Source organism: Streptomyces sp. NPDC006207 (genome assembly GCF_040613835.1).
Taxonomy (GTDB): Bacteria; Actinomycetota; Actinomycetes; order Streptomycetales; family Streptomycetaceae; genus Actinacidiphila.
The window spans coordinates 1-23980 of record NZ_JBEXSX010000034.1 but is presented as its reverse complement, the minus strand read 5'-3'; the positions used below and the strand labels follow the sequence as shown (position 1 = coordinate 23980).

General features: G+C 72.3%; 22 protein-coding genes and 1 pseudogene. 11 read left to right on the top strand and 12 right to left on the bottom strand.

Going from position 1 to position 23980, the window contains the following annotated elements; all coding sequences use genetic code 11:
• Window positions 1–36 precede the first annotated feature (36 nt).
• Window positions 37–1317, top strand: a complete 1281-nt coding sequence (locus ABZ312_RS25635; RefSeq protein WP_500322424.1) for a Tm-1-like ATP-binding domain-containing protein — start codon at window positions 37–39, stop codon at window positions 1315–1317.
• A 37-nt stretch (window positions 1318–1354) separates the two neighbouring features.
• Here ABZ312_RS25635 and ABZ312_RS25630 read toward each other — a convergent pair whose 3' ends face one another.
• Window positions 1355–2152, bottom strand: coding sequence for a CbtA family protein (locus tag ABZ312_RS25630; protein WP_500322422.1), 798 nt, complete (start codon window positions 2150–2152; stop codon window positions 1355–1357).
• Between the two features lie 16 nt (window positions 2153–2168).
• Window positions 2169–2390, bottom strand: coding sequence for a CbtB domain-containing protein (locus ABZ312_RS25625; protein WP_500322420.1), 222 nt, complete (start codon window positions 2388–2390; stop codon window positions 2169–2171).
• Between the two features lie 297 nt (window positions 2391–2687).
• On the opposite strand from ABZ312_RS25625, the gene ABZ312_RS25620 reads away from it, so the two are divergent.
• The 4 genes and pseudogenes from ABZ312_RS25620 to ABZ312_RS25605 all read left to right on the top strand — a co-directional run bounded on the left by ABZ312_RS25620 (window position 2688) and on the right by ABZ312_RS25605 (window position 5901).
• A complete protein-coding gene (locus ABZ312_RS25620; protein WP_500322418.1) occupies window positions 2688–3251 on the top strand; it encodes a histidine phosphatase family protein in 564 nt (187 codons plus the stop codon).
• Between the two features lie 121 nt (window positions 3252–3372).
• A pseudogene (locus ABZ312_RS25615) lies at window positions 3373–4388 on the top strand (energy-coupling factor ABC transporter permease).
• A 2-nt stretch (window positions 4389–4390) separates the two neighbouring features.
• Window positions 4391–5152 carry a cobalt ECF transporter T component CbiQ gene (cbiQ, locus tag ABZ312_RS25610; protein WP_500438869.1) on the top strand — a complete coding sequence of 254 codons (762 nt, stop codon included), beginning with the start codon at window positions 4391–4393 and terminating at the stop codon, window positions 5150–5152.
• Window positions 5140–5901, top strand: coding sequence for an energy-coupling factor ABC transporter ATP-binding protein (locus tag ABZ312_RS25605; RefSeq protein ID WP_500322414.1), 762 nt, complete (start codon window positions 5140–5142; stop codon window positions 5899–5901). The genes cbiQ and ABZ312_RS25605 overlap by 13 nt, the downstream gene beginning before the upstream one ends.
• A 3-nt stretch (window positions 5902–5904) precedes the next feature.
• On the opposite strand, the gene ABZ312_RS25600 is transcribed toward ABZ312_RS25605, so the two are convergent.
• A complete protein-coding gene (locus tag ABZ312_RS25600) occupies window positions 5905–6411 on the bottom strand; it encodes a MarR family winged helix-turn-helix transcriptional regulator (RefSeq protein ID WP_500438868.1) in 507 nt (168 codons plus the stop codon).
• A 79-nt stretch (window positions 6412–6490) separates the two neighbouring features.
• On the opposite strand from ABZ312_RS25600, the gene ABZ312_RS25595 reads away from it, so the two are divergent.
• Window positions 6491–7021, top strand: a complete 531-nt coding sequence (locus tag ABZ312_RS25595; protein WP_500438867.1) for a YceI family protein — start codon at window positions 6491–6493, stop codon at window positions 7019–7021.
• A gap of 170 nt (window positions 7022–7191) precedes the next feature.
• A complete protein-coding gene (locus tag ABZ312_RS25590; protein ID WP_500438866.1) occupies window positions 7192–8658 on the top strand; it encodes a cellulose binding domain-containing protein in 1467 nt (488 codons plus the stop codon).
• Between the two features lie 85 nt (window positions 8659–8743).
• Here ABZ312_RS25590 and ABZ312_RS25585 read toward each other — a convergent pair whose 3' ends face one another.
• Both ABZ312_RS25585 and ABZ312_RS25580 read right to left on the bottom strand, forming a co-directional pair.
• Window positions 8744–10396: a glycosyl hydrolase family 18 protein gene (locus ABZ312_RS25585; RefSeq protein ID WP_500331440.1), complete on the bottom strand. Its 1653-nt coding sequence runs from the start codon at window positions 10394–10396 to the stop codon at window positions 8744–8746.
• Between the two features lie 221 nt (window positions 10397–10617).
• Window positions 10618–13158, bottom strand: a complete 2541-nt coding sequence (locus ABZ312_RS25580) for a SpoIIE family protein phosphatase (RefSeq protein ID WP_500331442.1) — start codon at window positions 13156–13158, stop codon at window positions 10618–10620.
• A 639-nt stretch (window positions 13159–13797) separates the two neighbouring features.
• Between ABZ312_RS25580 and ABZ312_RS25575 the strand changes: the two genes are divergently transcribed.
• On the top strand, window positions 13798–14982 hold the full coding sequence (locus tag ABZ312_RS25575; RefSeq protein WP_500331444.1) for a magnesium and cobalt transport protein CorA: 1185 nt from the start codon (window positions 13798–13800) through the stop codon (window positions 14980–14982).
• A 13-nt stretch (window positions 14983–14995) separates the two neighbouring features.
• Here ABZ312_RS25575 and ABZ312_RS25570 read toward each other — a convergent pair whose 3' ends face one another.
• Window positions 14996–15265, bottom strand: a complete 270-nt coding sequence (locus tag ABZ312_RS25570; RefSeq protein WP_499512810.1) for a DUF1876 domain-containing protein — start codon at window positions 15263–15265, stop codon at window positions 14996–14998.
• A 126-nt stretch (window positions 15266–15391) separates the two neighbouring features.
• On the opposite strand from ABZ312_RS25570, the gene ABZ312_RS25565 reads away from it, so the two are divergent.
• Window positions 15392–15814, top strand: coding sequence for a CBS domain-containing protein (locus ABZ312_RS25565; protein WP_499512811.1), 423 nt, complete (start codon window positions 15392–15394; stop codon window positions 15812–15814).
• Between the two features lie 23 nt (window positions 15815–15837).
• On the opposite strand, the gene ABZ312_RS25560 is transcribed toward ABZ312_RS25565, so the two are convergent.
• The gene (locus tag ABZ312_RS25560) at window positions 15838–16185 is read right to left on the bottom strand and encodes an anti-sigma factor antagonist (protein WP_500331447.1); all 348 of its coding nucleotides are present in this window, start codon (window positions 16183–16185) and stop codon (window positions 15838–15840) included.
• Between the two features lie 140 nt (window positions 16186–16325).
• Window positions 16326–17195 (bottom strand): Sco1979 family transcriptional regulator, encoded by an 870-nt coding sequence (locus tag ABZ312_RS25555; RefSeq protein WP_500331449.1) that lies wholly within the window; start codon window positions 17193–17195, stop codon window positions 16326–16328.
• A 193-nt stretch (window positions 17196–17388) separates the two neighbouring features.
• On the opposite strand from ABZ312_RS25555, the gene ABZ312_RS25550 reads away from it, so the two are divergent.
• A complete protein-coding gene (locus ABZ312_RS25550; protein ID WP_500331451.1) occupies window positions 17389–17874 on the top strand; it encodes an ATP-binding protein in 486 nt (161 codons plus the stop codon).
• 22 nt (window positions 17875–17896) lie between these two features.
• Here ABZ312_RS25550 and ABZ312_RS25545 read toward each other — a convergent pair whose 3' ends face one another.
• The 4 genes from ABZ312_RS25545 to ABZ312_RS25530 form a co-directional block, all read right to left on the bottom strand.
• Window positions 17897–18136 (bottom strand): DUF397 domain-containing protein, encoded by a 240-nt coding sequence (locus ABZ312_RS25545; RefSeq protein ID WP_500331452.1) that lies wholly within the window; start codon window positions 18134–18136, stop codon window positions 17897–17899.
• 231 nt (window positions 18137–18367) lie between these two features.
• Complete coding sequence (locus tag ABZ312_RS25540) at window positions 18368–19321, bottom strand: pirin family protein (RefSeq protein WP_500331454.1); 954 nt, start codon at window positions 19319–19321, stop codon at window positions 18368–18370.
• Between the two features lie 105 nt (window positions 19322–19426).
• Complete coding sequence (locus ABZ312_RS25535) at window positions 19427–19870, bottom strand: SseB family protein (RefSeq protein ID WP_499512817.1); 444 nt, start codon at window positions 19868–19870, stop codon at window positions 19427–19429.
• A 21-nt stretch (window positions 19871–19891) separates the two neighbouring features.
• Window positions 19892–22000, bottom strand: a complete 2109-nt coding sequence (locus ABZ312_RS25530) for an ATP-binding SpoIIE family protein phosphatase (RefSeq protein ID WP_500331456.1) — start codon at window positions 21998–22000, stop codon at window positions 19892–19894.
• A 108-nt stretch (window positions 22001–22108) separates the two neighbouring features.
• On the opposite strand from ABZ312_RS25530, the gene aspS reads away from it, so the two are divergent.
• Complete coding sequence (gene aspS, locus ABZ312_RS25525) at window positions 22109–23878, top strand: aspartate--tRNA ligase (protein WP_500331458.1); 1770 nt, start codon at window positions 22109–22111, stop codon at window positions 23876–23878.
• Window positions 23879–23980: the final 102 nt, after the last annotated feature.

The window sequence follows — 23980 nt, the reverse complement described above, 5'->3', positions numbered from 1 at the left end:
TTGTCACTTCCCGGATCGGGCCCAACACTGTTGTCCATGCCGGTCGTCGCGCTGCTGGGAACGCTGGACACCAAGGGCACGGAGTACGGCTGGCTGCGGGACCGCCTGCTGCGCGGCGCCGTGGAGGTCGTGCTGATCGACGCGGGCGTGGCCGGTGAGCCCCTGGTCACCCCGGACATCCCCCGCAGCGTCGTGGCGTCGGCCGCGGGCGCGGACGCCGAACGGCTGCGCAGGGCGGGCGACCGCGGCGCCGCGGTGACGGTCATGGCCGAGGGGGCGGCGCGGGTGGTGCGCCGGCTGTACGACGAGGGCCGGCTGCACGGCGTCCTGGCCATCGGCGGCAGCGGCGGCACCTCGATCGCGACCCGTGCGATGCGGGCGCTGCCGCTCGGCGTGCCGAAGCTGATGGTCTCCTCGATGGCCGCGGGCGACGTCTCCCCGTACGTCGGCTCGACGGACATCGCCATGATGTACAGCGTCGTCGACATCGCGGGCGTCAACCGGGTCTCGGCGCCGATCCTGGCCAACGCGGCGGACGCCGTCGCCGGGATGGCCAGGGGCTTCGCCGGGGCACCCGCCGCGCCCGCCGGGGACCGGCCGCTGGTGGCGGCGAGCATGGCGGGGGTGACGACCCCCGGGGTCGACGCCGCCCGCGCACGGCTCACCGAACTCGGTTACGAGGTGCTGGTCTTCCACTCCGTGGGCTCCGGCGGCCGCTCCCTGGAGGCACTGACCGGGGAGGGCATGTTCAGCGGGGTGCTGGACCTGACGCTCAGCGAGCTCGCCGACGAGCTGGTCGGCGGTGCCTTCGGCGCGGGGCCCGACCGGCTGCGCACCGCAGGGCGCGCCGGGCTGCCGCAGGTGGTGAGCCCCGGCGCGCTGGACATGGTCAAGTTCGGCCCGCTCGCCTCGCTGCCGGACCGCTTCCGGGCCCGGCACGTCCACGTCCACAACCCGTCGGTGACGGTGATCCGCACCTCCGCCGCCGAGTGCGCCGAACTCGGCCGCCAAGTCGCGGCGAAGCTGCGCGCGGCCACCGGCCCGGCCGCGCTCCTGCTGCCGCTGCGCGGGCTGTCCACCCTCGGGGCGCCGGGCGGGCCGTACCACGACCGTGCGGTGGACGGGGTGCTGTTCCGCACCCTCCGCGAGGAGCTGCGCGGCAGCCGGGTGGAACTCGCCGAGTACGACACGCACATCAACGACCCGGCCTTCGGCCGTGCCGCGGCGGAGCGCCTGCACACGCTGATCTCCGCGCGGACGGACGCGCGGACCGACGTACGGACCGACGCACACACGACCGCCCGCACGACGCGCTGAGCGTCGTACGGGCGGTCACGGCCGGTGCGGCGGAGGCCTAGACGGAGGCCGCCGTGCCCGCGCCCACGGTGTCGCGCCCCGTGGGGGCGGCCGCCGGACCCGGTTCCAGCAGGCGTCCGGCCAGGTGGCCGAAGACCAGCCCGAAGGAGGTCCACAGCGTCAGCTGGATCGCCAGCGCCGCCAGGCGGAACTGCCACAGCAGCGCCGCCGGGAAGTGCTCCGGCACCTCGTTGATCCCGGGCAGGAAGGCGTACGCGAGCCCCACGGCCAGGACGAAGAACCCACCGGCGGCCACGGTCGCGTACCAGTTGCCCAGGCGCGGCGCGAGGCGCTTGCCGAGGATCACGGTGGCGACCGCGAGCAGCACGCTGAGCAGCATCATCAGGAAGTACAGCGTGGTGCGCTTGCCGATGGTGTCGGGGTCGCCGACGGCCGGCGGGTTGGCCGGGTACTTCAGGAAGGGCACGACGTAGACCGCGACCAGCGCGGCGGCCGACAGCAGCAGCGCCGTCGGCCGGGCACCGAAGCGGCCGATCCGCCCGAGGGCGAAGCAGTAGGCGAGGGCGGCGATGCCGCCCAGCGCCACGCCATACAGGAGGATGCCGGTGGCCAGGCCTGCGGTGGACTGCAGGGCACGGCTGACCGGTTCGGCGCCGCCGTGCTCGTGGGCGTGCGACTCCTCGAACGCGATGGCGGCGTCGACCCGGGACTCGCCCAGCAGGTAGGCGACGACCAGGGCGAGCCCGCCGGCGGCGAGGCCGGCCAGCATGCCCCGCACCAGCAGTTGCCTGACGGTGACGGAGTTGACGGGGGTGGCGGAGGCGGCGGGGTTCATCGGCGCGGCGCCCCTGTCAGTGGCAGGGGAAGCCGAGCAGGTGACGCCCGTCGTGCACCCACTCGTGGACGTTCTCACCGGACAGGAGAGACGTCGCCCCCTGCTCGGCACCCACGAAGTAGAGCAGGACCAGCATCAGGACGCCGAAGAAGGCCGCCCAGGGCAGGATCGCCCGGATCGGCAGCGTCACGGGGACGGCGGAAGGGGCGACGGCAGGCGGAACGGCGGACTGCGCCATGGCATGACCTCCTGGTGGGAACTCGCGTCCCGGTCGGTGGAGCTCTGTCGGACGACTGCGGGTCTGACTCGCCTGGCGCTGGGCTGGGCTTACAGTGGCGCGACCGTGCCGGATTTGCACCGGACTTCCGCCGTGTCGTCGTGAATGTCGTCGTGACGGTACCGCGATCCGGTGATCCGGCCAAGGGCGCGTGTATGCGCCCCGGCATGCGCGGGAGCTGCTTCCGTGCGACCGACCGGCCAGGTGTGAGGCGGCAGTTGGCGATTCCGAGGGGTCGCCGCAGGGCGAGGAGGGTGCATGACGACCCGGGTGATGTTGATCTCACCGGTGGTGAACGCGGCGCTGCGCGAGGCGCGTTTCGACGACGACGTGCCGCCGGACGAGCACGCGCTCGCCGCCGCCCGCGCGTTGGCCGGTTCCCTGCCCTCCGCGGGGCCCGTGCTCGTCTCGCCCACCGTGCGCTGCCGCGCGACCGCCGAGGCGCTCGGCCTCGCCGCGCGGGAGACGGCCCCCGCGGGGTGGGCGCTGGGCCGCTGGCGGGGGCGGACACTGGCCGAGGTGAGCGCCGAGGAGCCGGAGGCCGTCGCCGCCTGGCTCTCCGACCCGGACGCCGCACCGCACGACGCCGAGTCGCTGCGCGAACTGTGCGCCCGGGCCGGCGCCTGGCTCGACGGGCTCGCCGCGACGCCGGGGCGGGTGCTCGCCGTCGTCGAGCCGGAGATCGTCCGGGCCTGCGCGGTACGGGTCCTGGGTACGCCCGAGGCCGCCTTCTGGCGGATCGACGTGCCCCCGCTGACGGCGACGGAATTCAGCGGGCGGTCCGGACGCTGGAACCTGCGGGCGGGACGCCCGCTGGGCTGAGCGGGGTGCGCTCCAGCGGCGAACAGGCTCTTGCAAACAGGTCGCAATAAGACCCTATGATTGAGCGCCCTGATTCGCCGACCCGACCGGCCGCCGGCCGGACCCGACCTGGAGCTCCCCCATGCATGTACCCGACGGATTCATCGACGCCCCGGTGTCGGTGGCGACCGGTGCCGTCGCGGCCGCAGCCGTAGCGGTGAGCCTGCGCGGTGCGCGGCGCGAGCTGGACGAGCGCACCGCGCCGCTGGCCGGACTCGTCTCGGCGTTCATCTTCGCCGTCCAGATGCTCAACTTCCCCGTGGCCGCCGGTACCAGCGGCCATCTCCTCGGCGGCGCGCTGGCGGCGATACTCGTCGGCCCCTACACAGGGGTGCTGTGCGTGTCCGTCGTCCTGCTGATCCAGGGCGTGCTCTTCGCCGACGGCGGCCTGACCGCGCTCGGCGTGAACATCACCGACATGGCGATCGTCACCGTGGTCGTCGCCTACGCCGTCTTCCGTGGGCTGGTCAAGGTGCTGCCGAACGGACGCGGCGGGGTGACCGGCGCGGCCTTCGTCGCGGCCCTGCTCTCCGTCCCCGCGGCGGCGGTCGCCTTCACCGGGATCTACGCGCTGGGCGGGACGACCGACGTCTCGCTCGGCAAGGTCTTCACCGCCATGGTCGGCGTGCACGTCCTGATCGGCATCGGCGAGGCGGTGATCACCGCGGCGACGGTGGGCGCCGTCGTCGCCGTCCGCCCCGACCTCGTCCACGGCGCCCGTGGCCTGCGCCGCCCGCTGGAGCTCAAGGAGGCGACCGTCTGATGGCGGCCGTGACCGACACCCCCAAGCGCGGCGGCATACGGCCGCTGTGGATCGCCGGCCTCATCGCCGCCGTGCTGCTCGCCGGATTCGTCAGCTACTACGCCTCCGCCAGCCCGGACGGCCTGGAGAAGGTCGCGGCGGACCACGGCATCGACAAGAAGGCCGAGGACCACGCGGCCAAGGACTCCCCGCTCGCCGACTACCGGACCGAGGACGTCGGCAACGCCCGGCTCTCCGGCGGCCTCGCCGGTGTGATCGGCGTCGGTGTCACCCTCGCGCTCGGCACCGGCGTCTTCTGGGTCGTCCGCCGCCGTCCGCGCGCGGAGGAGGTCTAGCCGTGGGAGCGGGGCACGCCCACCGGCTCTACCGGCACGGCCACTCGCCGGTGCACGCGCTGCCCCCGCAGTGCAAGATCGCCGCGGTCTTCTGCTTCGTCCTGGTGGTGGTCTCCACCCCGCGCACGGCGATGTGGGCCTTCGGCCTGTACGCGGTGCTGCTGGCCACGGTCGCCACCGTGGCGCGCGTCCCGGCCGGATTCCTGCTGCGGCGGCTGCTGATCGAAGTGCCCTTCGTCGCCTTCGCCTTCCTCATGCCGTTCGTCGCCGAGGGCCCGCGCACCGAGGTGCTGGGCCTGTCCCTCAGCGTGAACGGCCTGTGGGGCGCCTGGAACATCCTGGCCAAGGGCACCCTCGGCGTCGCCGCCTCCGTCCTGCTGGCGTCCACCACCGAGCTGCGCGCACTGCTCCTGGGCCTGCAGCGGCTGCGGCTGCCGGCGCTGCTGGTGCAGATCGCCTCGTTCATGATCCGGTACGGGGACGTCATCACCGACGAGATGCGCCGGATGCGCGTCGCCCGCCTCTCGCGCGGCTTCGAGGCGCGCGGCCCGCGTCACTGGGGCGTGCTCGCCAAGTCCGCGGGCGCCCTGTTCATCCGCTCCTACGAACGCGGCGAACGCGTCCACCTGGCCATGGTCAGCCGGGGCTACGCCGGCAGCATGCCGGTGATCGACGAGGTGACGACCTCGCGCGCCCAGTGGTCGTACGCCGCCGCGCTCCCGGCCGCGGCGCTGCTGGTCTGTCTGATGGGATGGTTCCTGTGACACCTTCGCTCGAGGTCAAGGGCCTCGCCTACGCCTACCCCGACGGCCACCAGGCGCTGTTCGGCGTCGACCTGACCATCGCCCGCGGCGAGCGGGTGGCCCTCCTCGGCCCCAACGGCGCCGGCAAGACCACCCTCGTGCTGCACCTCAACGGCATCCTCGAGGCGGGCGCCGGCTCGGTGACCGTCGCCGGCCTCCCGGTCGGCGAGCGCAAGAACGTGGCCGAGGTCAGGCGCCGGGTCGGCATCGTCTTCCAGGACCCGGACGACCAGCTCTTCATGCCCACCGTCCGCGAGGACGTCGCCTTCGGCCCGGCCGCGGCCGGTCTGCGCGGCGCCGAGCTGGAGGCCTGCGTCCGCAGGGCGCTGGAGCGGGTCGGCATGACGGAGTTCGCCGACCGGCCGCCGCACCACCTGTCGTTCGGGCAGCGGCGCCGCGTGGCGGTGGCGACCGTCCTCGCCATGGAGCCGGAGATCCTCGTCCTGGACGAGCCCTCCTCCAACCTGGACCCCGCCTCCCGCCGCGAACTCGCCGACATCCTGCGCTCGCTGGACGTCACGGTCCTGATGGTCACCCACGACCTGCCGTACGCCCTGGAGCTGTGCCCGCGCTCGGTCGTCCTCAGCGGTGGAACCGTCGTCGCCGACGGCCGCACCCAGGAGCTCCTCGCCGACGACGCCCTGATGCGCGCCCACCGCCTCGAACTGCCCTACGGCTTCGACCCCCGCTCGGTCACCGTCCGGGCCTGAGCCTCAGCCCCCGCACGGGGGCCGGGACGGCGGCTCCGGGTCGACGGCGGTGACCGCCGCCGCGAGCGCGTCGAACCGCTCCGCGCCGCCCAGCGGCCCGACCACGCGCTCACGCAGCGCGTCGGCCAGCGTGAGCGCCGCCGTCATCGCCACCTGGAGGCCGCGTTCGGTCAGCACCGCCAGGGTGACGCGCCGGTCCTCCCGGCAGGGACGGCGTTCGATGAGCCCCGCCTCCGTGAGGCGGTCGGCGACCTTGGTGGTGCCCGCCGTGGTGAAGCCCAGCGTCCCCGCGAGCCGGTACATCGGCGCCGACCGCTCCGGCGTGGTCATCAGGAACCACAGCGCCTGGAACGAGGACGGGGCCAGCCCCGACCGCGCCTCGACGTCCGCCAGCAACTGGTCCGTGAGCCGCCGGAAGCCCGACTGCAGCGCGTCCCACCGCGCGAGCAGGTGCAGGTCGGCGGTGTCCGGGCACCGGCCGTCCGTCTCCACGTGGATCTCCGCCGTCACATTGCCCAGGGTACCAACGCCAGTTATTGTCTAACTGGCTACTTAATATCTGGCGAGCTATCGAAGGGCGCGACACCCCATGAGCGACTCGACGACCACCCCCACCGGTCTGCGCACGGGCTCCTGGGCCCTCGACCCCGCGGGCTCGGCCGTGCGGCTCACGCACCGGACGATGTGGGGCATGGCCACCGTGAAGGGCGCGTTCACCGAGGTCGGGGGCGAGGGCGAACTCGCGGCCGACGGCACCGGGCAGGGCACCCTGACCGTGGGCGCCGCCTCCCTGGACACCGGCAACAAGCAGCGCGACACCCACCTGCACTCCGCCGACTTCCTCGACGTCGCGACCCACCCGGCGATCGTCTTCACCGCCCGCCGGGTCACCGCCGGCACCGACGGCGCCCTCTCCGTCGACGGCGAGCTGACCGTCCGCGGCACCACCCGCCCGCTCGCCCTCACCGGACGCATCGAGTCCTCCTCCGCCGACGCCGTCGTGCTCACCGCCGATGCGGTCGTCGACCGGGCCGACTTCGGCCTCACCTGGAACCGGATGGGCATGATCAAGGGCGCCGCGACCCTCTCGGTCGCCGCCCGCTTCGTCCACCACGGCTGATCCCGCCGTTCACAAGGGGGCAGAAGCGGACATCACCGCTCACGCCCCAACTACCCCTTCGGCAAACGAAGTCGCGCCTTGCTACTTGTGTGGAAACCGTGAAAGGCTCCCCGCACCACCAGGCGCAGGCGCAACCGCCTCCCGACGCCGAAGGGTTGGTTCACCACTCGATGACTGCCCCAGCCCCGGTCCCCGAGGCCGTACCGCTGTCCGAGTACTGGGCGGAAGCGCTGTGCTTCGCCCAGCTGTGCTCGCTCTCCCCCGAGGACGGCGGCCGACTGGCCGCCGACGCGTTCGACCGCGGTCTGGACCTGACGCCCGACGCGGCGGACGGCGCACCCGGACCGGGGCTGCCGCCCCTGCCGCTGCTGCTGACCGCCGTACGGGACACCGCCGCGTCCTGGCAGGCCCGGGGCGAGGGCGACAGCCTGCAGCCGGAGTTCCGCATCTGGCTCAACGCGGAACGCGCCGCGCGCCGGGGCAGGGCACCGCGCCCGGAACCGCTGGCCCTGCGCGGACTGCGCGCCATGGCGGAACCGGACGCGGCACTGCTGTGGTCCACCGAGGTCGAGTGCCGCCCCGCGGCCGTGACGGCACACGCGCTGGGCGTGGACGTCACCGCGGTGGAGCGGGAGATCGACCGGGCCCGCGAGGACTTCCGCGACCGCTGCCTCCGTGCCCACCAGGAGGAACCGCCCTCCGACGAGTGCCAGGGGTACGCCCGGCTGCTGGACGCGGCCACCCGGATGCCCGTCGAGGCGGCACCCGAGGACCTGCGCCGGCACCTGCGCGGGTGCGCCGAGTGCGCGCGGGCGGCCGTGTGCCTGACCCCGCTCGGCGGCGGACTGCCCGAGGCGCTGGCCGAAGGGGTGCTGGGCTGGGCGGGGCCGGCCTATCTGGAGGCCCGGCGCCGGGGCGCCACCGCGGCCCCGCCGTCGCGGCGGGCCGCGCGCGCCGCCCGTGCCGCACGGGCGAGGACCCGCGTCCCCCGGGGCAGGGCCGCCGTGGCCGGGGCGGTCGCGGTGCTGGCCGCCGTGATCTGCCTGACGGCCCTGGTCACCACCGACGACTCCGCCCCCCGGTCCGCCCGGGCCCTTCCGACGGCCCAGGGCGGCAAGGACGGCACCGCCCCGGACGGTCCCGGTTTCCCCCCGCTGCCGTCGCCGGGCGCGTCCGGCGCCTCCGGGGCGCCGGAGCCCGCCGAGAGCGCGCCGTTCCCCGAGGAGATCGGGCCCTCCGCAGCCGAGCACACCATCCCCGCCGCCGATCGCGCACCGTCCTCCGCCGCGCCGCCCGCGCAGGAGGCCCCGAAGGAGCCGGCGCCGTCCTGCACGATCACCTACGAGGTGAACGAGCAGTGGTACGACGGCTACCAGGCCACGGTCACCCTGACGACCCGCAAGGACCTCGACGACTGGAGGGTCGGCTGGAGGTACTCCGACGGCCGGCGCGTCACGCAGATGTGGGACGCCGACTTCGCCCAGCGCGGCGGATCGGTCACCGCCCGGGCCAAGGGCTACAACCGGTCGGTGCGCGCGGGCGGTTCGGTCAGCTTCGGCCTGGTCGGCACCCGGCCGGGCGTCTCCGCCCCGCCCACCGGCTTCACCCTCGACGGCGCGTCCTGCGCCACCGGCTGACGAACCCCGCCGCGCCCCGACGCGACCGGGCCGGAGGGGCGGTCACGATTCCGCCCCTCCGGCCCGTACGGCCCGCTCCCGAGGACTAGCTCAGACCGTTGTTGATCGCGGTGATCAGCTCACCGTTGCCGGTGTCGCCGCTGAACTCCCAGAAGAACGCGCCGCCGAGGCCCTGGTTCTTCACGTAGGCCATCTTGCCCGCGATGGTCGACGGGGTGTCGTAGCTCCACCAGTTGTTGCCGCAGTGGGCGTACGCGGTGCCCGCGACGGTGCCGGTGGCCGGGCAGGTGTTCTTGAGGACCTTGTAGTCCTCGTTGCCCGCCTCGTACGTACCGGGAGCGGCGCCGGTCGCCGAACCGCCCGGCGCGGACTGCGTGACGCCGGTCCAGCCGCGGCCGTAGAAGCCGATGCCCAGGTTGAGCTTGTTCGACGCGATGCCCTTGCTCTTCAGCTTCTGGATCGCCGCGTCGGAGTAGAAGCCGGCGATCGGGATGCCGCTGTAGGAGGTGAGCGGGGAGTGCGGGGCGGTCGGGCCGTCCGCGTCGAAGGCGCCGAAGTAGTCGTACGTCATCACGTTGTAGTAGTTCACGTACTGCGCGGCGCCCGCGTAGTCGGCCGCGTCGATCTTGCCGCCGTTGGTGCCGTCGGCGGTGATGGCCGCGGTGACCAGGTTGTTGGAGCCGAACCTGGTGCGCAGCGCGGACATCAGCGTCTTGAAGGACGAGGCCCCGCTGGTGTCGCAGGACAGACCGCAGGCGTTGGGGTACTCCCAGTCGATGTCGATGCCGTCGAAGACGTCGGCCCAGCGCGGGTCCTCGACCAGGTTGTAGCAGGAGTTGGCGAAGGCGGTCGGGTTGGCGGCCGCCTGGCCGAAGCCGCCGGACCAGGTCCAGCCGCCGAAGGACCAGAGGATCTTGATGTTCGGGTACTGCTTCTTCAGCTTGCGCAGCTGGTTGAAGCTGCCGCGCAGGGCGCCGGTGTCCCAGGTGTCGGCGACGCCGTCGACGCTCTGGTCGGCGGTGTAGGCCTTGTCGTAGTCGGCGTAGGAGTCGCCGATCGCGCACTGGCCGTTGGTGACGTTGCCGAAGGCGTAGTTGATGTGGGTCAGCTTGCTCGCCGAGCCGGAGGTCACCAGGTTCTTGACGTGGTAGTTGCGGCCGTAGACGCCCCACTCGGCGAAGTAGCCGAGGCGGATCTTGTTCCCCGCGGGGCCGGTGGGGGTCGGCGTCGGGGTCGGCGTGGGCGTCGGGGTCGGGGTCGGGGTGGGCGTCGGGGTCGGCGTGGGCGTCGGGTCGCCGCCGCCACCGCCGGTGCAGGAACCGCCGTTGAGCTTGCAGCCGCTCGGGCTGCCGCTACCGGTGCCGTTGAAGCCGAAGCTGATGCTGGCGCCCGGGGCCAGCGTGCCGTTCCAGCTCTTGTTCTTGCCGGTCCAGTGGGTGCCGGAGGCGGTCACGTCGGCGTCCCACGCCGAGGTCACCGACGTGCCGGCGGGGAAGTCCCACTCGACGGTCCAGCTGCTGATGGACGAGGTGCCGCTGTTGGTGATCGTCCACTTGCCCTCGAACCCCGTGCCCCAGTCCTGGGTCTTGGTGTACGTGGCGGTGGTACCCGCGGCATGGGCCGGCGTGGCCAGACCGACGAGCGCGGCGAACGGGAGCAGCAGCGCGGTGAGCCCCGCGGCGGCTGTGGTCCTGATGCGTCTGGTGCGTGGAGTGCGTGGGGTGTCTCCAGTGCTCAAGGGGTGCTCCTCGAGTGGGGGCCGACGGGGAAACCAGTGCCGCCTGGTGGGCGGTTGACTCCATGTCATGCCCACCACAGTTCCCTGGCAGAGTAGAAAGGTCTGGACCAGATGGCAATAGGTCTGGACCATCTCGACCCCTCGGCCTGGAGCACGACGCCCCGGCGACCTCGCCGGGGCGTACGGGTGAACGAAGGAGCGCGCGGGGGCGGCGTCCGGCGTCAGGCCGGTTCGCGCACGGTGACCGTGTCGATGCCGATGCCGATGCCGACGTCGGGGCCGTGCCCGTCGAGGAACTGCTCGGCCCAGATGATCTTCCCGTCGTCGGTGTAACGGGTGCCCCACCGCTGGGCGAACTGCGAGATCAGGAACAGCCCGCGACCGCCCTCGTCGGTGGTGCGGGGGTGCCGCAGGTGCGGGGAGGTGCTGCTGGCGTCGGAGACCTCGCAGGTCAGCGCCCGCTCCAGGATCAGCCGCAGGCGGATCGGACCGGAGCCGTGCCGGATCGCGTTGGTGACCAGCTCGCTGACGACCAGTTCGGTGGTGAAGGCGAGGTCGCCCAGGCCCCAGTCCTCCAGCTGCCGGGTGGACAGCTCGCGGGCCCGGGCCACGACCGCGGGGTCGGTGGGCAGGTCCCAGGAGGCGACCCGGCCGATGTCCAGGCTGCGGGTCCTGGCCAGCAGCAGCGCCACGTCGTCGTGCGGGCGGGCGGGGGCCAGTTCGTCGACGACGCTGCGGCACAACGCGTCCAGCGGCAGGTCCTCGGCTTCCAGGGCGGTCCGCAGCCGGCTCCGCCCGCTGTCCGGCACGTCGCCCGCGCCGTCCGCCGGCGCGACCAGGCCGTCCGTGTACAGCGCGAGGACGCTGCCCTCCTCCATCGTCAACTCGGCCGCCTCGAAGGGCAGTCCGCCCAGGCCCAGCGCGGGCCCGATGGGCAGCCGGGGGAAGCGGACGGCCTCCCCGCCCTCGGCCCCGCACCGCTCGCCGGCGGGCCGGAGCACCGCGGGCGGCAGGTGCCCGGCGCTGGCCATGACGCAGTGCCTGCTGACCGGGTCGTACGTCACGTACAGGCAGCTCGACCCGAGCGCGCTGCCGCCCACCCCGACGGTCGCGGACTCCCCGGCCTCCCGGGAGACCTGGACGACCAGGTCGTCCAGGTGCGCCAGCAGTTCCTCGGGCGGCAGGTCGAGGTCGGCCAGGGTCCGTACCGCCGTGCGCAACTGGCCCATGGTCGCGGCCGCCTCGATGCCGTGACCCACCACCTCGCCCACCACGAGCGCGACCCGGGCCCCGGACAGCGGGATGACGTCGAACCAGTCGCCGCCCACGCCCGACAGCTCGTCGGCCGGCCGGTAGTAGGTGGCGACCTCCACCGCTTCCTGCGGCGGGAAGGTGTGCGGCAGCAGGCTGCGCTGCAGCACGAGGGCGGCGTCCCGCTCGCGGGTGTAGCGGCGCGCGTTGTCCAGGCAGACCGCGGCCCTGGCCACCACCTCCTCCGCCAGGCGCAGGTCCTCCCCGTCGAAGGGGTCGGCGCGGCGCACCCGGAAGAAGAGGGTCACGCCGAGGGTGACCCCGCGGGCGCGGATCGGCACCACCATCGCCGTGTGGAGCCCGAGTTCGCCGAAGTGGAGCGCGCGGTCGCCGGCCGGTCCTGCGGCCCACTCCAGCTCCAGCGGGTCCAGCCGGGAGCTGAGCCAGGAGGTGCCGTCGGTCAGGCACCGGATGGGCGGGGTGTCCTCCAGGTAGGCGGAGACCGCCCCGATGCCGAACGCCGGCTCGGGCTCGCCCTGCCGCGCCGCCCGCATCCCGGCGCGGCGCAGCGGCACGGTGACGGCGTCGCCCAGCGGGCCGGGCTGCGGCTCCGCGCCCTTGATGACCGACTCCAGCAACTCCACGGCGACGTAGTCGGCGAGGTCGGGCACGACCACGTCCGCCAGGTCCTGCGCGGTGTGCATCACGTCCAGGGTGCGGCCGATGTGCTCGCTGGCCCGGTCCAGTAGTGACAGCCGCTGCCGGGCCCGCCAGCGGTCGCTGATGTCGACCACGGAGTAGCAGACGCCCACCGGTACGCCGCGCTCGTCCTCCAGCCGTACGAAGGACATCGCATGCGCCTTCTCGCGGCGTGGATCGGTGCGGAACCGCCCGACGTGCTCGTAGTCGATCACCGGCACGCCCGTCTCCAGGACCTGCCGCATCTGCGCCTCCAGGACCGTGGCGTTCAGGCCCGGCTGGATCTCCCCGAGCCGGCGCCCCATCCGCTCCTGGGAGGGGCCACCACCGAAGCGCTCCAGTGCCGCGTTCGACCACACGCAGCGCAGTTCGGTGTCGACCACGGCCAGCCCGATCGGCGTCTGGCCCACGATCCGCTCCAGCATCACCGGGGTCATCCCGGACGCCACGGAGCGGGCGGTGCTGCGGGACTCCGCCGCCAGGACCATCCAGCGGACGGACGTGCCGCCGATCCCCTCCGGGAGCCCGGCCACCCGTACGCCCAGCGTGACCCTCATGCCGTCGTCACGGCGGAGCCGCAGCACACCCGTCCAGCCGCCCTCGGTGCGGCAGCGCTCGGCGATCTCCGGCGGCCGCGCCGCGTCCTCCGGGGCAAGCAGGTCCACCGCGGGGGTGTCGATGACGTCCGCTGCCCGCCGGCCGAGCAGCCGCTCGGCGGCGGGCGGCCAGCTCAGCAGCCGCCCCTCGGCGTCGAGCAGCAACGTGACGGCGTCCGCCACGCCCGCGTCCACGCGTTCCTCGGGAGTCCCCATGGCCAGCCACTCCGTATCCGCCCGCAACGTTACGCTCCGCTCACCGTTCTTGTTCTTCCCACTCGGCGAACGCCGCTCACGGCGTCACGGGAAGAAGGAGAGCGGGCCGTCCGCTGCCCGCCCGGGCTCGTGGCCGGAGCGGGAGGGGAGGGTGGGCGGCCTCAGGAACGTGCCCGGCGGGGACGGGTCCTCGGGGCGGCCGGCGGCCCCCGTGGGGACGGGCGGCGCGGGGAGAGACCGGCCGAAAAGCACCGGGACGTCCATCAAGACCTCCGGAGTACGGCCCCCGTGTCCCCCGCGAAATCAGATTACTCGTCGGCCCCGGTCAGCGCCCCCGCGTGCGTACCGCCGTATCGCCGAGGGGACGAAGACCGCGAGCCGCCCGGATCGCCGACGCCCCGCGGGCGGCGTGGCCCATGGCTCATCCGTTCGCGGCCTCGGTGGGCTGGTCGCCGGCACTGCCGGTCCGCCGAAGAGCCCGCGGCTGGCGGCGGCCGGCGTACGGACGCGGCGGCGGGGAGGAGGACCGGGGCCGGGACGCCTGACCGCGGCTGTGCCGGGGACCGGGTGCGGTGCGGCCGTTTCCCCGGCGGGCTCGGGCTACCCTGCTCGGAAGGCCCGAAAGAGGGGGTGCTGCCGGTGTCCGGGCGTCGACTGCGTGCCCTGCGCGCACTGAGGAACTCGGCGAAGGAGAAGGCCAGGACGGCGAGGTCGGCCCGTCCCGCCCAGGCCTCCGCACCGCCGGCCGGCGAGGGGGAGGGCCCCCTGGAGCCGCGGATCGCGGGCCCCGCGGCCGCCGCCGTGAGCAGCGTGATGGACGCGGCCCTGTACCGGGACGGCCGGCGCATCGCGACGCCCTCCTCCCTCGCCGAGGCGTACACACAGCTGCGCGCCGAGCCCGGCGCGATGGCCTGGATCGGGCTCTACCGGCCGAGCGAGGCCGAGCTGGTCTCGCTGGCGAAGGAGTTCGACCTGCACCCGCTGGCCCTGGAGGACGCCATCCAGGCCCACCAGCGCCCCAAGCTGGAGCGGTACGGGGAGACCCTCTTCGTCGTGCTCCGCGCCGCCCGCTACCTGGACGCCCCGGAGGAGGTCGACTTCGCCGAGCTGCACATCTTCGTCGGCCCCGGCTTCGTCCTGACCGTCCGCCACGGTGCGGCCCCCGACCTGTCCGCCGTGCGGCGCCGCATGGAGAGCAACCCCGAGCTGCTGACGCTCGGACCGGAGGCGGTGCTCTACGCGATACTCGACACGGTCGTCGACGGCTACGCACCGGTCGTCGCGGGGGTCGAGAAGGACATGGAGGAGAGCGAGATCCAGGTCTTCGGCGGCGACCCCCAGGTCTCCCGCCGGATCTATGAGCTCTCCCAGGAGGTGCTGGAGTTCCAGCGCGCCACCCGTCCGCTCATCCCCATGCTGGACGGGCTGCAGGCGGGCTTCGTGAAGTACGGGACGGACGAGGAGTTGCAGCGCTACCTGCGCGACGTCGCCGACCACGTCACGCACACCATCGAGCGCGTGGACGGCTTCCGGCAGGCGCTCGGCGACCTGCTCACCCTCAACGCGACCCTGGTCGCGCAGCAGCAGAACGCCGAGATGCGGGCGCTGGCGGAGGCCGGCTTCGAGCAGAACGAGGAGATCAAGAAGATCTCCGCCTGGGCCGCCATCCTCTTCGCGCCCACGCTCGTCGGAACCATCTACGGCATGAACTTCGACCACATGCCCGAGCTGCACTGGCTGCTCGGGTACCCCTTCGCGATCCTGCTCATGGGCGTGGTCTGCGTCAGCCTCTACCTGGTCTTCAAACGGCGCGGCTGGCTGTGAGGGCCCCGCGGGCTCAGATCCTGGGATGCGCGGGCACGTGCGTGACCTCCTCGATCTCGTGCGCGGCCTTGCCGAGGAGCTGACGCGCGAGGTCGTTGAGCGCCCTGGCCGCCGCGAGTTCCTCGCCGACCCGTTCCTGGTCCGGGTCGGAGGGGTGCCGGTTGGCGTGGCCGTGCGACCTGACCTCCGTGCCGTCCGGAAGGCGGAGCAGCGCGGCGGCCTTCGTCCTCGCGCCGTCCTCCCGGAAGTCCATCTCGATGTGCCATCCGACGAGGGTCTGCATGACGGAACACCTCCAGCGGTCCCGGTCCCGGTGTCTCCTTCCAGCGTGCTCCCTATCGCGGAACTACTCCACCAGGGTGACGATGGAGCAAAAGGAAATCGGTCCCTGCCACGAGGAGGCGCCGTCATGACCACCGCACTGGACATCATGCATCCCGGCGCCATGTGCGTCGGGGAGCGGGAGAGCCTCGCCGACGCGGCCCGGATCATGCGTGAGCAGGACATCGGCGCGCTGCCGATCTGCGGGGACGACGACGTGCTGGTCGGCATCGTCACCGACCGGGACATCGTGCTGAAGTGCGTCGCCGAGGGACGCGACCCGTCCGAGGTCTCCTGCGGCGAGCTGGCCATGGGCCGGCCGCAGATCATCGAGGGGGACGAGCAGATCGACCGGGTGCTGGAACTGATGGAGGAGTACCGGGTGCGCCGGCTGCCGGTGATCGACCATCCCGCGCACCGTCTCATCGGCATGATCAGCGAGGCCGACGTGGCCCGCCACCTGCCGCAGGAACGGGTCGCCGAGTTCGTCACGGCCGTCTGCTCGGACTGACCGGGGCCATGTGGACGGGGCGGTCACGTCCGCCCGATCCGGGCGAGCGCCTCGTCCACGCTCGGCACCGGGCGGAAGGCCCTCATCAGCCCGGTGGCGCGCAGGATCCTCAGGGTCGGGGGGCGGGCGCAGACGAACTGCACCTGCCCGCCGTGGCCGCGGACCCGGCTCCGCAGCCGGCACAGGACCGCGAGTCCGGAGCAGTCGATGAAGTCGACGGGGCCCAGGTCGACGACGAGACCGGGGCCAGGGGCGCGGGTCAGCGCGTCGAGCAGCGGAATGATCTCCATCGCCGCGACGATGTCGATCTCCCCGCTGAGTTCCACCACGACGCACCCGTCGATCGTGCGGGTACGCAGGTACGGGCTCACCGGAGCATAAGATCACCGGGCCGATGAGCCGACCAATGCGTCAAGGTCCACTTCACTCGATCGAGTGAGACCTGTGAAAAGCTGCAAAACCCCTGTTCACAGGGGAGGAGAGCGGTACCCGGCGTCGCCGCCGGGTGCGCTCAGACGGCGCGGAGGACGGCGTTCAGCCGGTCCCGGGTGGCGTCCGGCGAGAGGCTGTCGGCGCGCAGCTTCGCCATGACGACGCGGTACTGGTCGACCTCCTCGCGCTTGTCGATGTACATCGCCCCGGTGAGCTGCTCCACGTACACGACGTCCGGGACGTCGGACTCCGGGAAGGTCAGCTGGGTGAAGGTCCCGCTGGCGCCCGCGGAGTACCCCGTGAACTCCAGCGGCAGCAGCTGCACCGTCACGTTCGGCTGCTGCGAGGCCTCGATGAGGTGCACGAGCTGGGCCCGCATCACCTCCCGCCCGCCGAACCTGCGGAGCACCACGGACTCGTCCATCACGGCCACGATCTGCGGGGCGAGCTCCGAGGTCAGCAGCTTCTGCCGCTTGTGCCGCAGGTCCAGCCGGCGCTCCACCTCGTCGGCGGGGGCGTCCGGGTGGCCCAGTTCGATGACGGCGCGGCTGTAGTCGTCGGCCTGGAGCAGCCCGTGCACGAACTGCGTCTCGAAGGAGCGGATGACCGAGGCGGACTCCTCCAGACCCACGTACGTCTGGAACCACGCCGGCAGGACATCGCCGAAGCCGTGCCACCAGCCGGCGACGTTCGCCTCGCGCACCAGGCCGAGCAGGGCCGTGCGCTCGCCGTCGTCCGTGATGCCGTAGAGGGTGAGCAGGTCGGCCACGTCGCGCTCCTTGAAGCTCACGCGCCCGAGCTCCATGCGGCTGATCTTCGACTCGGACGCGCGGATCGAGTAGCCCGCGGCCTCACGGGTGATGCCCTGCGCTTCGCGCAGCCTGCGCAGCTGCGAGCCCAGGAGGATGCGGCGCACCATCGATCCGCTTCCTGACTGCACTGTGGTCATTTGCGCCTACCTTCTCCCCGTGGCATCCAGCAGTCTGCCACCTTCGCGCTGCGTTCAGTACTCGATCGGTCACTCTCGATCGTCACTCCCGGCCCATCTGCCTCGTGCCATGCAAATGCACGTGCATCCGCCTCTTGCATCGGCCGCAGGCCGTACGGGACGATTGCGTACGTGCCGATACCGGGTGGTGCGCATGTGGACTGAGAGCTCGGCCGGGGTGCAGCCTTTATGGGACGGGCTGGTTCCGGAGCGCCTTTCGTCGTCGAGTGCCACCTCCTGCCCACTGCCGCCGCGTTACGAGGCGGTCGGCGACGCACGAAGATTCGCGCGGACGACCCTGCACGCCTGGCACTTGGAAGAACTCCAGGACGGCATCGAACTGGTCGCCTCGGAACTGGTGACCAACGCCCTGCGCTACGCGGTCCCCGAGGACGCGGCCCACGGGTGCGTCCGGCTCAGCCTGGTCAGGTGGTCAACGCGCGTAGTGTGCGCGGTGCGCGACCCCAGCAGCCACGGACCCGTCGCCAAGGCCCCGGACTTCGTCGCCGAGTCCGGGCGCGGGCTGCATCTGGTGGAGTCCTTCAGCGATACCTGGGGCTGGCACCCCCTCACCGGCATGGGGAAAGTCGTCTGGGCGCTCTTCCGTATGCCCGGACAGGACGACGGTCCGTCACATTGAGCCATACCGGGGACGACCGCGGTCAGCTCGCCACGAAGTGATCGAACTCCCCGTTCTTCATCCCCACGATGAGGGATTCAATCTCTTCCTTCGTATATATCAGCGCCGGTCCGTCCGGAAAACGTGAATTGCGCACGGCCACGTCCCCGTCCGGAAGCGCGGCCAGCTCCACGCACTGACCGTTCGCATTGCTGTGCCGGCTCTTCTGCCACACCAGTCCGTGGAGATCGGACGCTGCCATGCCGTTGTACGTGTGGCGCATGCTTCTCTCCAGGTAAGTGCCGTGCAGGACAGGGGAGATGATAGCCAGAGACGGTGTCACGTGCATCTGCACGTGCAGGTGCACGTGCAGTCACTCAGGGTGAATGTAGCGGCCAATGAAGGGCCAACGAACCGCCCGCCGGAATTGCTCCCACCGTATGCGACGGCCCCGCCCGGGAATCGGATTCCCGGGCGGGGCCGTTTAATGCCGGAGGCACCTGAGCCGCTGCCGTCACTCCTGACCGGCGGGAACGGTGCCGAGCTTGCCGGCCTTGAAGTCGTCGAAGGCCTGGGCGAGTTCGGCGTGGGTGTTCATCACGAACGGGCCGTACTGCATCATCGGCTCACGAATCGGCAGCCCGCCCAGAAGGACGACCTCGAAGTTGGGGCTGCGCGATTCCTGGGACTCGTCGGCGCGGATCGTGAGGGAATCGCCGCGCCCGAAGACCACCGCCTGCCCCATGCGGAAGGGCCGGTTCTCCGGGCCCGCGGTGCCGCGGCCGGCCAGGCCGTACGCCAGGGCGTTGAAGTCCGCGCGCCAGGGCAGCGTGAGCTGGGCGCCCGGGTTCACCGAGACGTGCAGCATGGTGATCGGGGTGTGCGTGGCGCCCGGGCCCTGGTGGCCGTCGATGTCGCCGGCGATGATCCGGATGAGCGCGCCGCCGTCCTCGGACGCCAGCAGCTTGACGTTGCCGCCGCGGATGTCCTGGTACTTCGGCGCGATCATCTTGTCCCGGGCGGGCAGGTTGACCCACAGCTGCAGGCCGTGGAACAGGCCGCCGGTCATGACCAGCTCCTCCGGCGGCGTCTCGATGTGGAGCAGGCCGCTGCCGGCCGTCATCCACTGCGTGTCACCGTCGGTGATGGTGCCGCCGCCACCGTGGGAGTCCTGGTGGATGAACGCGCCGTCCATGATGTAGGTGACGGTCTCGAAGCCGCGGTGCGGGTGCCAGGGCGTGCCCTTGGGCTCGCCGGGCGCGTACTCCACCTCACCCATCTGGTCCATCATGATGAACGGGTCGAGGTTCTTGTAGTCGATGCCCGCGAAGGCACGGCGGACGGGGAAGCCCTCCCCCTCGAAGCCGCTCGGGGCGGTGGTCACCTGCAGCGCACGCCGCTGCACCGCGTCGGCGGGGGCGTGGACGCGCGGCAGGGTCAACGGGTTCTCGACTGTCACTGCAGGCATGGCCAGGATCCTCCTCGGATTGTTCAACGTTCAACATAGTTGAACGCTGAACTTCCCGCAACCGTTCCCCGGCCTTTGTCCGGTTTACGTGGGGTGAGGGCCGGATCAGCCGTACATCCGCCGCATGGTGAACTCCACCATCTGCTCGACCGCCTTCGCGTCGAACACCATCCGGTGCTCGCCCTCCATGTCCAGCACGAAGCCGTAGCCGGTCGGCAGCAGGTCCAGCACCTCGGCACCCGTGATCACGAAGTACTTGGACTCCTTGCCGGCGTAGCGGCGCAGCTGCTTCAGCGAGGAGAACATGGGGATCACCGGCTGCTGCGTGTCGTGCAGCGCCAGGAAACCGGGGTTGTCGCCGCGCGGGCAGTAGACCTTGGACGTGGCGAAGACCGCCTGGAAGTCCTCCGCCGACATCGAGCCCGTCGTGAACGCGCGCACCGCGTCCGCCAGCGAGGGCGGTGACGGCTCGGGGTAGCCCGCGCCCATCGGCGCCCCGCCCATCGGCGGTGCCGCCCCTGCCATCCCGTTCTGGTCGTAGCCGTACACGGCACACAGCGTATCGGGCCGCTAGCCCGGCACGGGAGCCTCGTGGAGTTCGAACCAGATCGCCTTGCCGTCGCCGAGCGGATCCACGCCCCAGGCGTCCGCCATCTCCTGCAGGAGCAGCAGCCCGCGTCCGGAGGCGGCCATCTCGCCCGGGGTGCGGCGGTGCGGCATGTCGTCGCTGCGGTCGGTCACGTCGACCCGCAGCCGCCGGACACCCGGCACGCCGAGCAGCTGCGCGCCCAGCACCGCGTCGTCGTCCGTGTGCAGCAGCACATTGGTGACCAGCTCCGACACCAGCAGCACGGCCGCGTCGACCTGGTCCCCGCACGTCCAGTCGTGCAGCAGCGCGCGGACCTCCTCCCGGGCCGCCCGCAGCTGCCGGGGGTCGGTCTGGCCGACGGTGAGCACGCTGCGCCGCACCGGGACGTCACGGAGCGTCCCGGCGGGGTCGCGGCGCACCAGCAGCAGCGCGATGTCGTCCTCCCGGCGGTCGGCGAACGGGCCGGTCAGATGGTGCGAGGCCGGGCCGTGCACCGCTTCGACCAGGGTGTCGGCGAGCGCCTCCAGCCCGTCGTCGACCGCGTCCTCCAGCACCGAGCGCAGCCGCCGCCACCCCGTGCCCAGGTCGTGGCCGCCGGTCTCGACCAGCCCGTCCGTGCAGATGAGCATCGTCTCGCCCGGCTCCAGGGTGAGCCGCGTGGTCGGGTAGTCGGAGTCGGGGGCGATCCCCAGGGGGAGGCCTCCGGCCGTGCGCCGGATCATCGTCGTGCCGTCCGCGAGCCGGACGACCGGGTCCAGGTGCCCCGCCCGTACGACGTCCAGGGTGCCGCTGACCGGATCGACCTCCAGGTAGAGGCACGTGGCGAAGCGGCCGTCCTCCCCGTCGGCGGAACACTGGGTGAGGCCGGCCAGGAAGCGGGAGGTCCGGGACATCACCGCGTCCGGGCGGTGCCCCTCGGCGGCGTACGCGCGCAGCGCGATGCGCAGTTGCCCCATCACCCCCGCCGCGCGGACGTCGTGGCCCTGCACGTCGCCGACGACCAGGGCGGTGCGCCCCGACGGCAGGTCGATCACGTCGTACCAGTCGCCGCCCACCTGCAGCCCGCCGCCGGTCGGCACGTAGCGCGCGGTCAGCCTCATCCCCTCGACCTGCGGCCGCCGCCCCGGCAGCATCGCGCGCTGCAGCCCGTCGGAGAGCTCCCGCTCCGACTCGTGCAGATGCGCCCGGGACAGCGCCTGGGCGAGCATCCGGGCGACGGTGGTCAGCACCGACCGCTCGTCCGGGGTGAAGGCGACGCGTTCCCTGAAGGCGGCCATCCACGCGCCGATCGTGCGGCCCGCGGCGACCAGCGGCAGGTACGCCCAGGACGACCGCCCGAAGTCCCGCACCAGCGGCCACGTGGCCGGGAAGCGTTCCTCGTACGCCTGCGGGCTCGGCAGGTAGACCGCACGGCCGGTGCGCACCACGACCGCCGCCGGGTACTCCGTGCGGAGCGGCATGTCCAGGAAGGGCACCTCGTCGCCCGGCCGGTGCCCGTGGAACCCGATGGCGCGGAGCCGGTCGCCCTGGACCCCGAAGACGGCGAGGCGGTCGGGGGAGAACCCCGGCATGGACAGGTGGGCGGCCACGCGGAGCACCTCCTCGGTGCTGTCCGCCTCCGCCAGCGCCCGGCCCGCGTCCAGCAGGAAGGCCTCGCGGGACCGCCGCCAGTCCGCGGGGGCGGCGGGTGCCGCCGCGGTGGGGCGGGTGCCGGTGCCCGCGCCCGGAAGACCGTGCACCGCGGGGGCCTCCTGCAGCGTGCCGACGACCTCCTCCGGCCGGCCGCCCGCGGAGGGGAGCCCGAAGGTGCGCATCACCACCGTGCGGACGACCCGTCCGTCCTCCCGGACCACGCGCAGCAGCGACTCCGACGCGGTGCCCTCGGCTATCGCCAGGACGACCGCCGCCGCCATGTCCACGTAGTCGGAGGCGTGGTAACGGGCCCGGGTCACCCCCGAATGGACCTTCTGTGGCTGGGGCGGAAGCCCTATCAGCCCGGCGCTCACGGCGTCGAGCTCCACCGTGTCGGTGGCGCTGTCCCAGCGCCAGACGCCCGTGCCCAGCGCGGCCAGCACGTCCTCGATGCGCATTCGCATAGTTTATGGTTTTCCGCGGCTTTCATACGAATGGGGTCGGGCGCACGTACCCCCGTAGACTGGGGAGGCCTCATCCCCGAAATCAGACGACTTGGATGAACGATGCATCGGTACCGGTCCCACACCTGCGGTGAGCTGCGCGCCACCGACGTAGACGCGGAAGTGCGCCTGAGTGGTTGGCTGCACAATCGCCGGGATCTGGGCGGCATCCTGTTCGTCGATCTCCGGGACCACTACGGGGTGGTCCAGCTCGTCGCCCGTCCGGGCTCGCCCGCGTACGAGGCCCTGAGCCACCAGTCCAAGGAGTCGGTGCTCCGCGTCGACGGACGCGTCGTCGCCCGTTCGGGGGAGAACGTCAACCCCGACCTGCCCACCGGCGAGGTCGAGGTCGAGGTCACCGAGCTGGAGGTGCTCGGCGCCGCCGACCAGCTGCCCTTCCCGGTCTTCCCGGAGGACAACGCGAACGAGGAGATGCGGCTCACCAACCGCTTCCTCGACCTGCGCCGCGCCCGCATGCACCGCAACATCATGCTGCGCACCCAGGTGATCAGCTTCCTGCGCCGCGAGATGACGGCGTTGGGCTTCAACGAGCTGGCCACCCCCATCCTCTCCGCGACCTCGCCCGAGGGCGCCCGCGACTTCCTGGTGCCCTCCCGCGTGCACCCCGGCACGTTCTACGCGCTGCCGCAGGCCCCGCAGCAGTTCAAGCAGCTGCTGATGATCGCGGGCTTCGACCGCTACTTCCAGATCGCGCCCTGCTTCCGCGACGAGGACAGCCGTGCCGACCGCTCGCCCGGCGAGTTCTACCAGCTCGACGTCGAGATGAGCTTCGTCGAGCAGGAGGACGTCTTCGGGGTCATCGAGAAGGTCATGACCGACCTCTTCGAGGAGTTCGGCGGCGGCCGCCACGTGACCTCGCCGTTCCCGCGGATCCCGTTCCGCGAGTCGATGGTCAAGTACGGCAACGACAAGCCCGACCTGCGCGCCCGCCTGGAGCTGGTCGACGTCTCGTCGGTGTTCGCGGACTCCGGCTTCAAGGCCTTCGCCGGCAAGCACGTCCGCGCCCTGCCGGTGCCGGACACCGCCGAGCAGCCGCGCAAGTTCTTCGACAACCTCGGCGACTACGCCGTCGAGCAGGGCGCCAAGGGCCTGGCCTGGGTCCGGGTCGGCGACGACCTCACCCTCACCGGCCCGATCGCCAAGTTCCTCACCGAGGACGACGTCAAGGCGCTGCTCGCCGCCGTCGACGCCAAGCCCGGCCACGCGGTCTTCTTCGGCGCGGGCGAGTTCGACGAGGTCTCCAAGATCATGGGCGCCGTCCGGGTCGAGGCCGCGAAGCGGGCCGGCCAGTTCGAGGAGGACGTCTTCCGCTTCTGCTGGATCGTCGACTTCCCGATGTTCGAGAAGAACGAGGACACCGGGCAGATCGAGTTCTCCCACAACCCCTTCTCCATGCCGCAGGGCGGCCTGGAGGCGCTGGAGACCAAGGACCCGCTGGACATCCTCGCCTGGCAGTACGACATCGTCTGCAACGGTGTCGAGCTGTCCTCCGGCGCCATCCGGAACCACGAGCCCGCGATCATGTACAAGGCCTTCGAGATCGCCGGCTACGACCGCGACACCGTCGAGCACGAGTTCGGCGGCATGCTCCGCGCCTTCCACTTCGGCGCCCCGCCGCACGGCGGCATCGCCCCCGGTGTCGACCGCATGGTCATGCTGCTCGCGGACGAGCCCAACATCCGCGAGACCATCGCCTTCCCGCTCAACCAGAACGCCCAGGACCTCCTGATGGGCGCTCCGAGCACGGTCGACGAGGCGCGGCTGAAGGAGCTCCACCTCGCGCTGCGGCTGCCGCCGGAGAAGAAGGCCTGACGGCCCGCACCACGCCGCGTACGCCGAAGGGCCCGGAACCGTACGGTTCCGGGCCCTTCGGCGTACGCGGTTCGGTACAGGCCCTTGAGCCTCCTGCCCGGT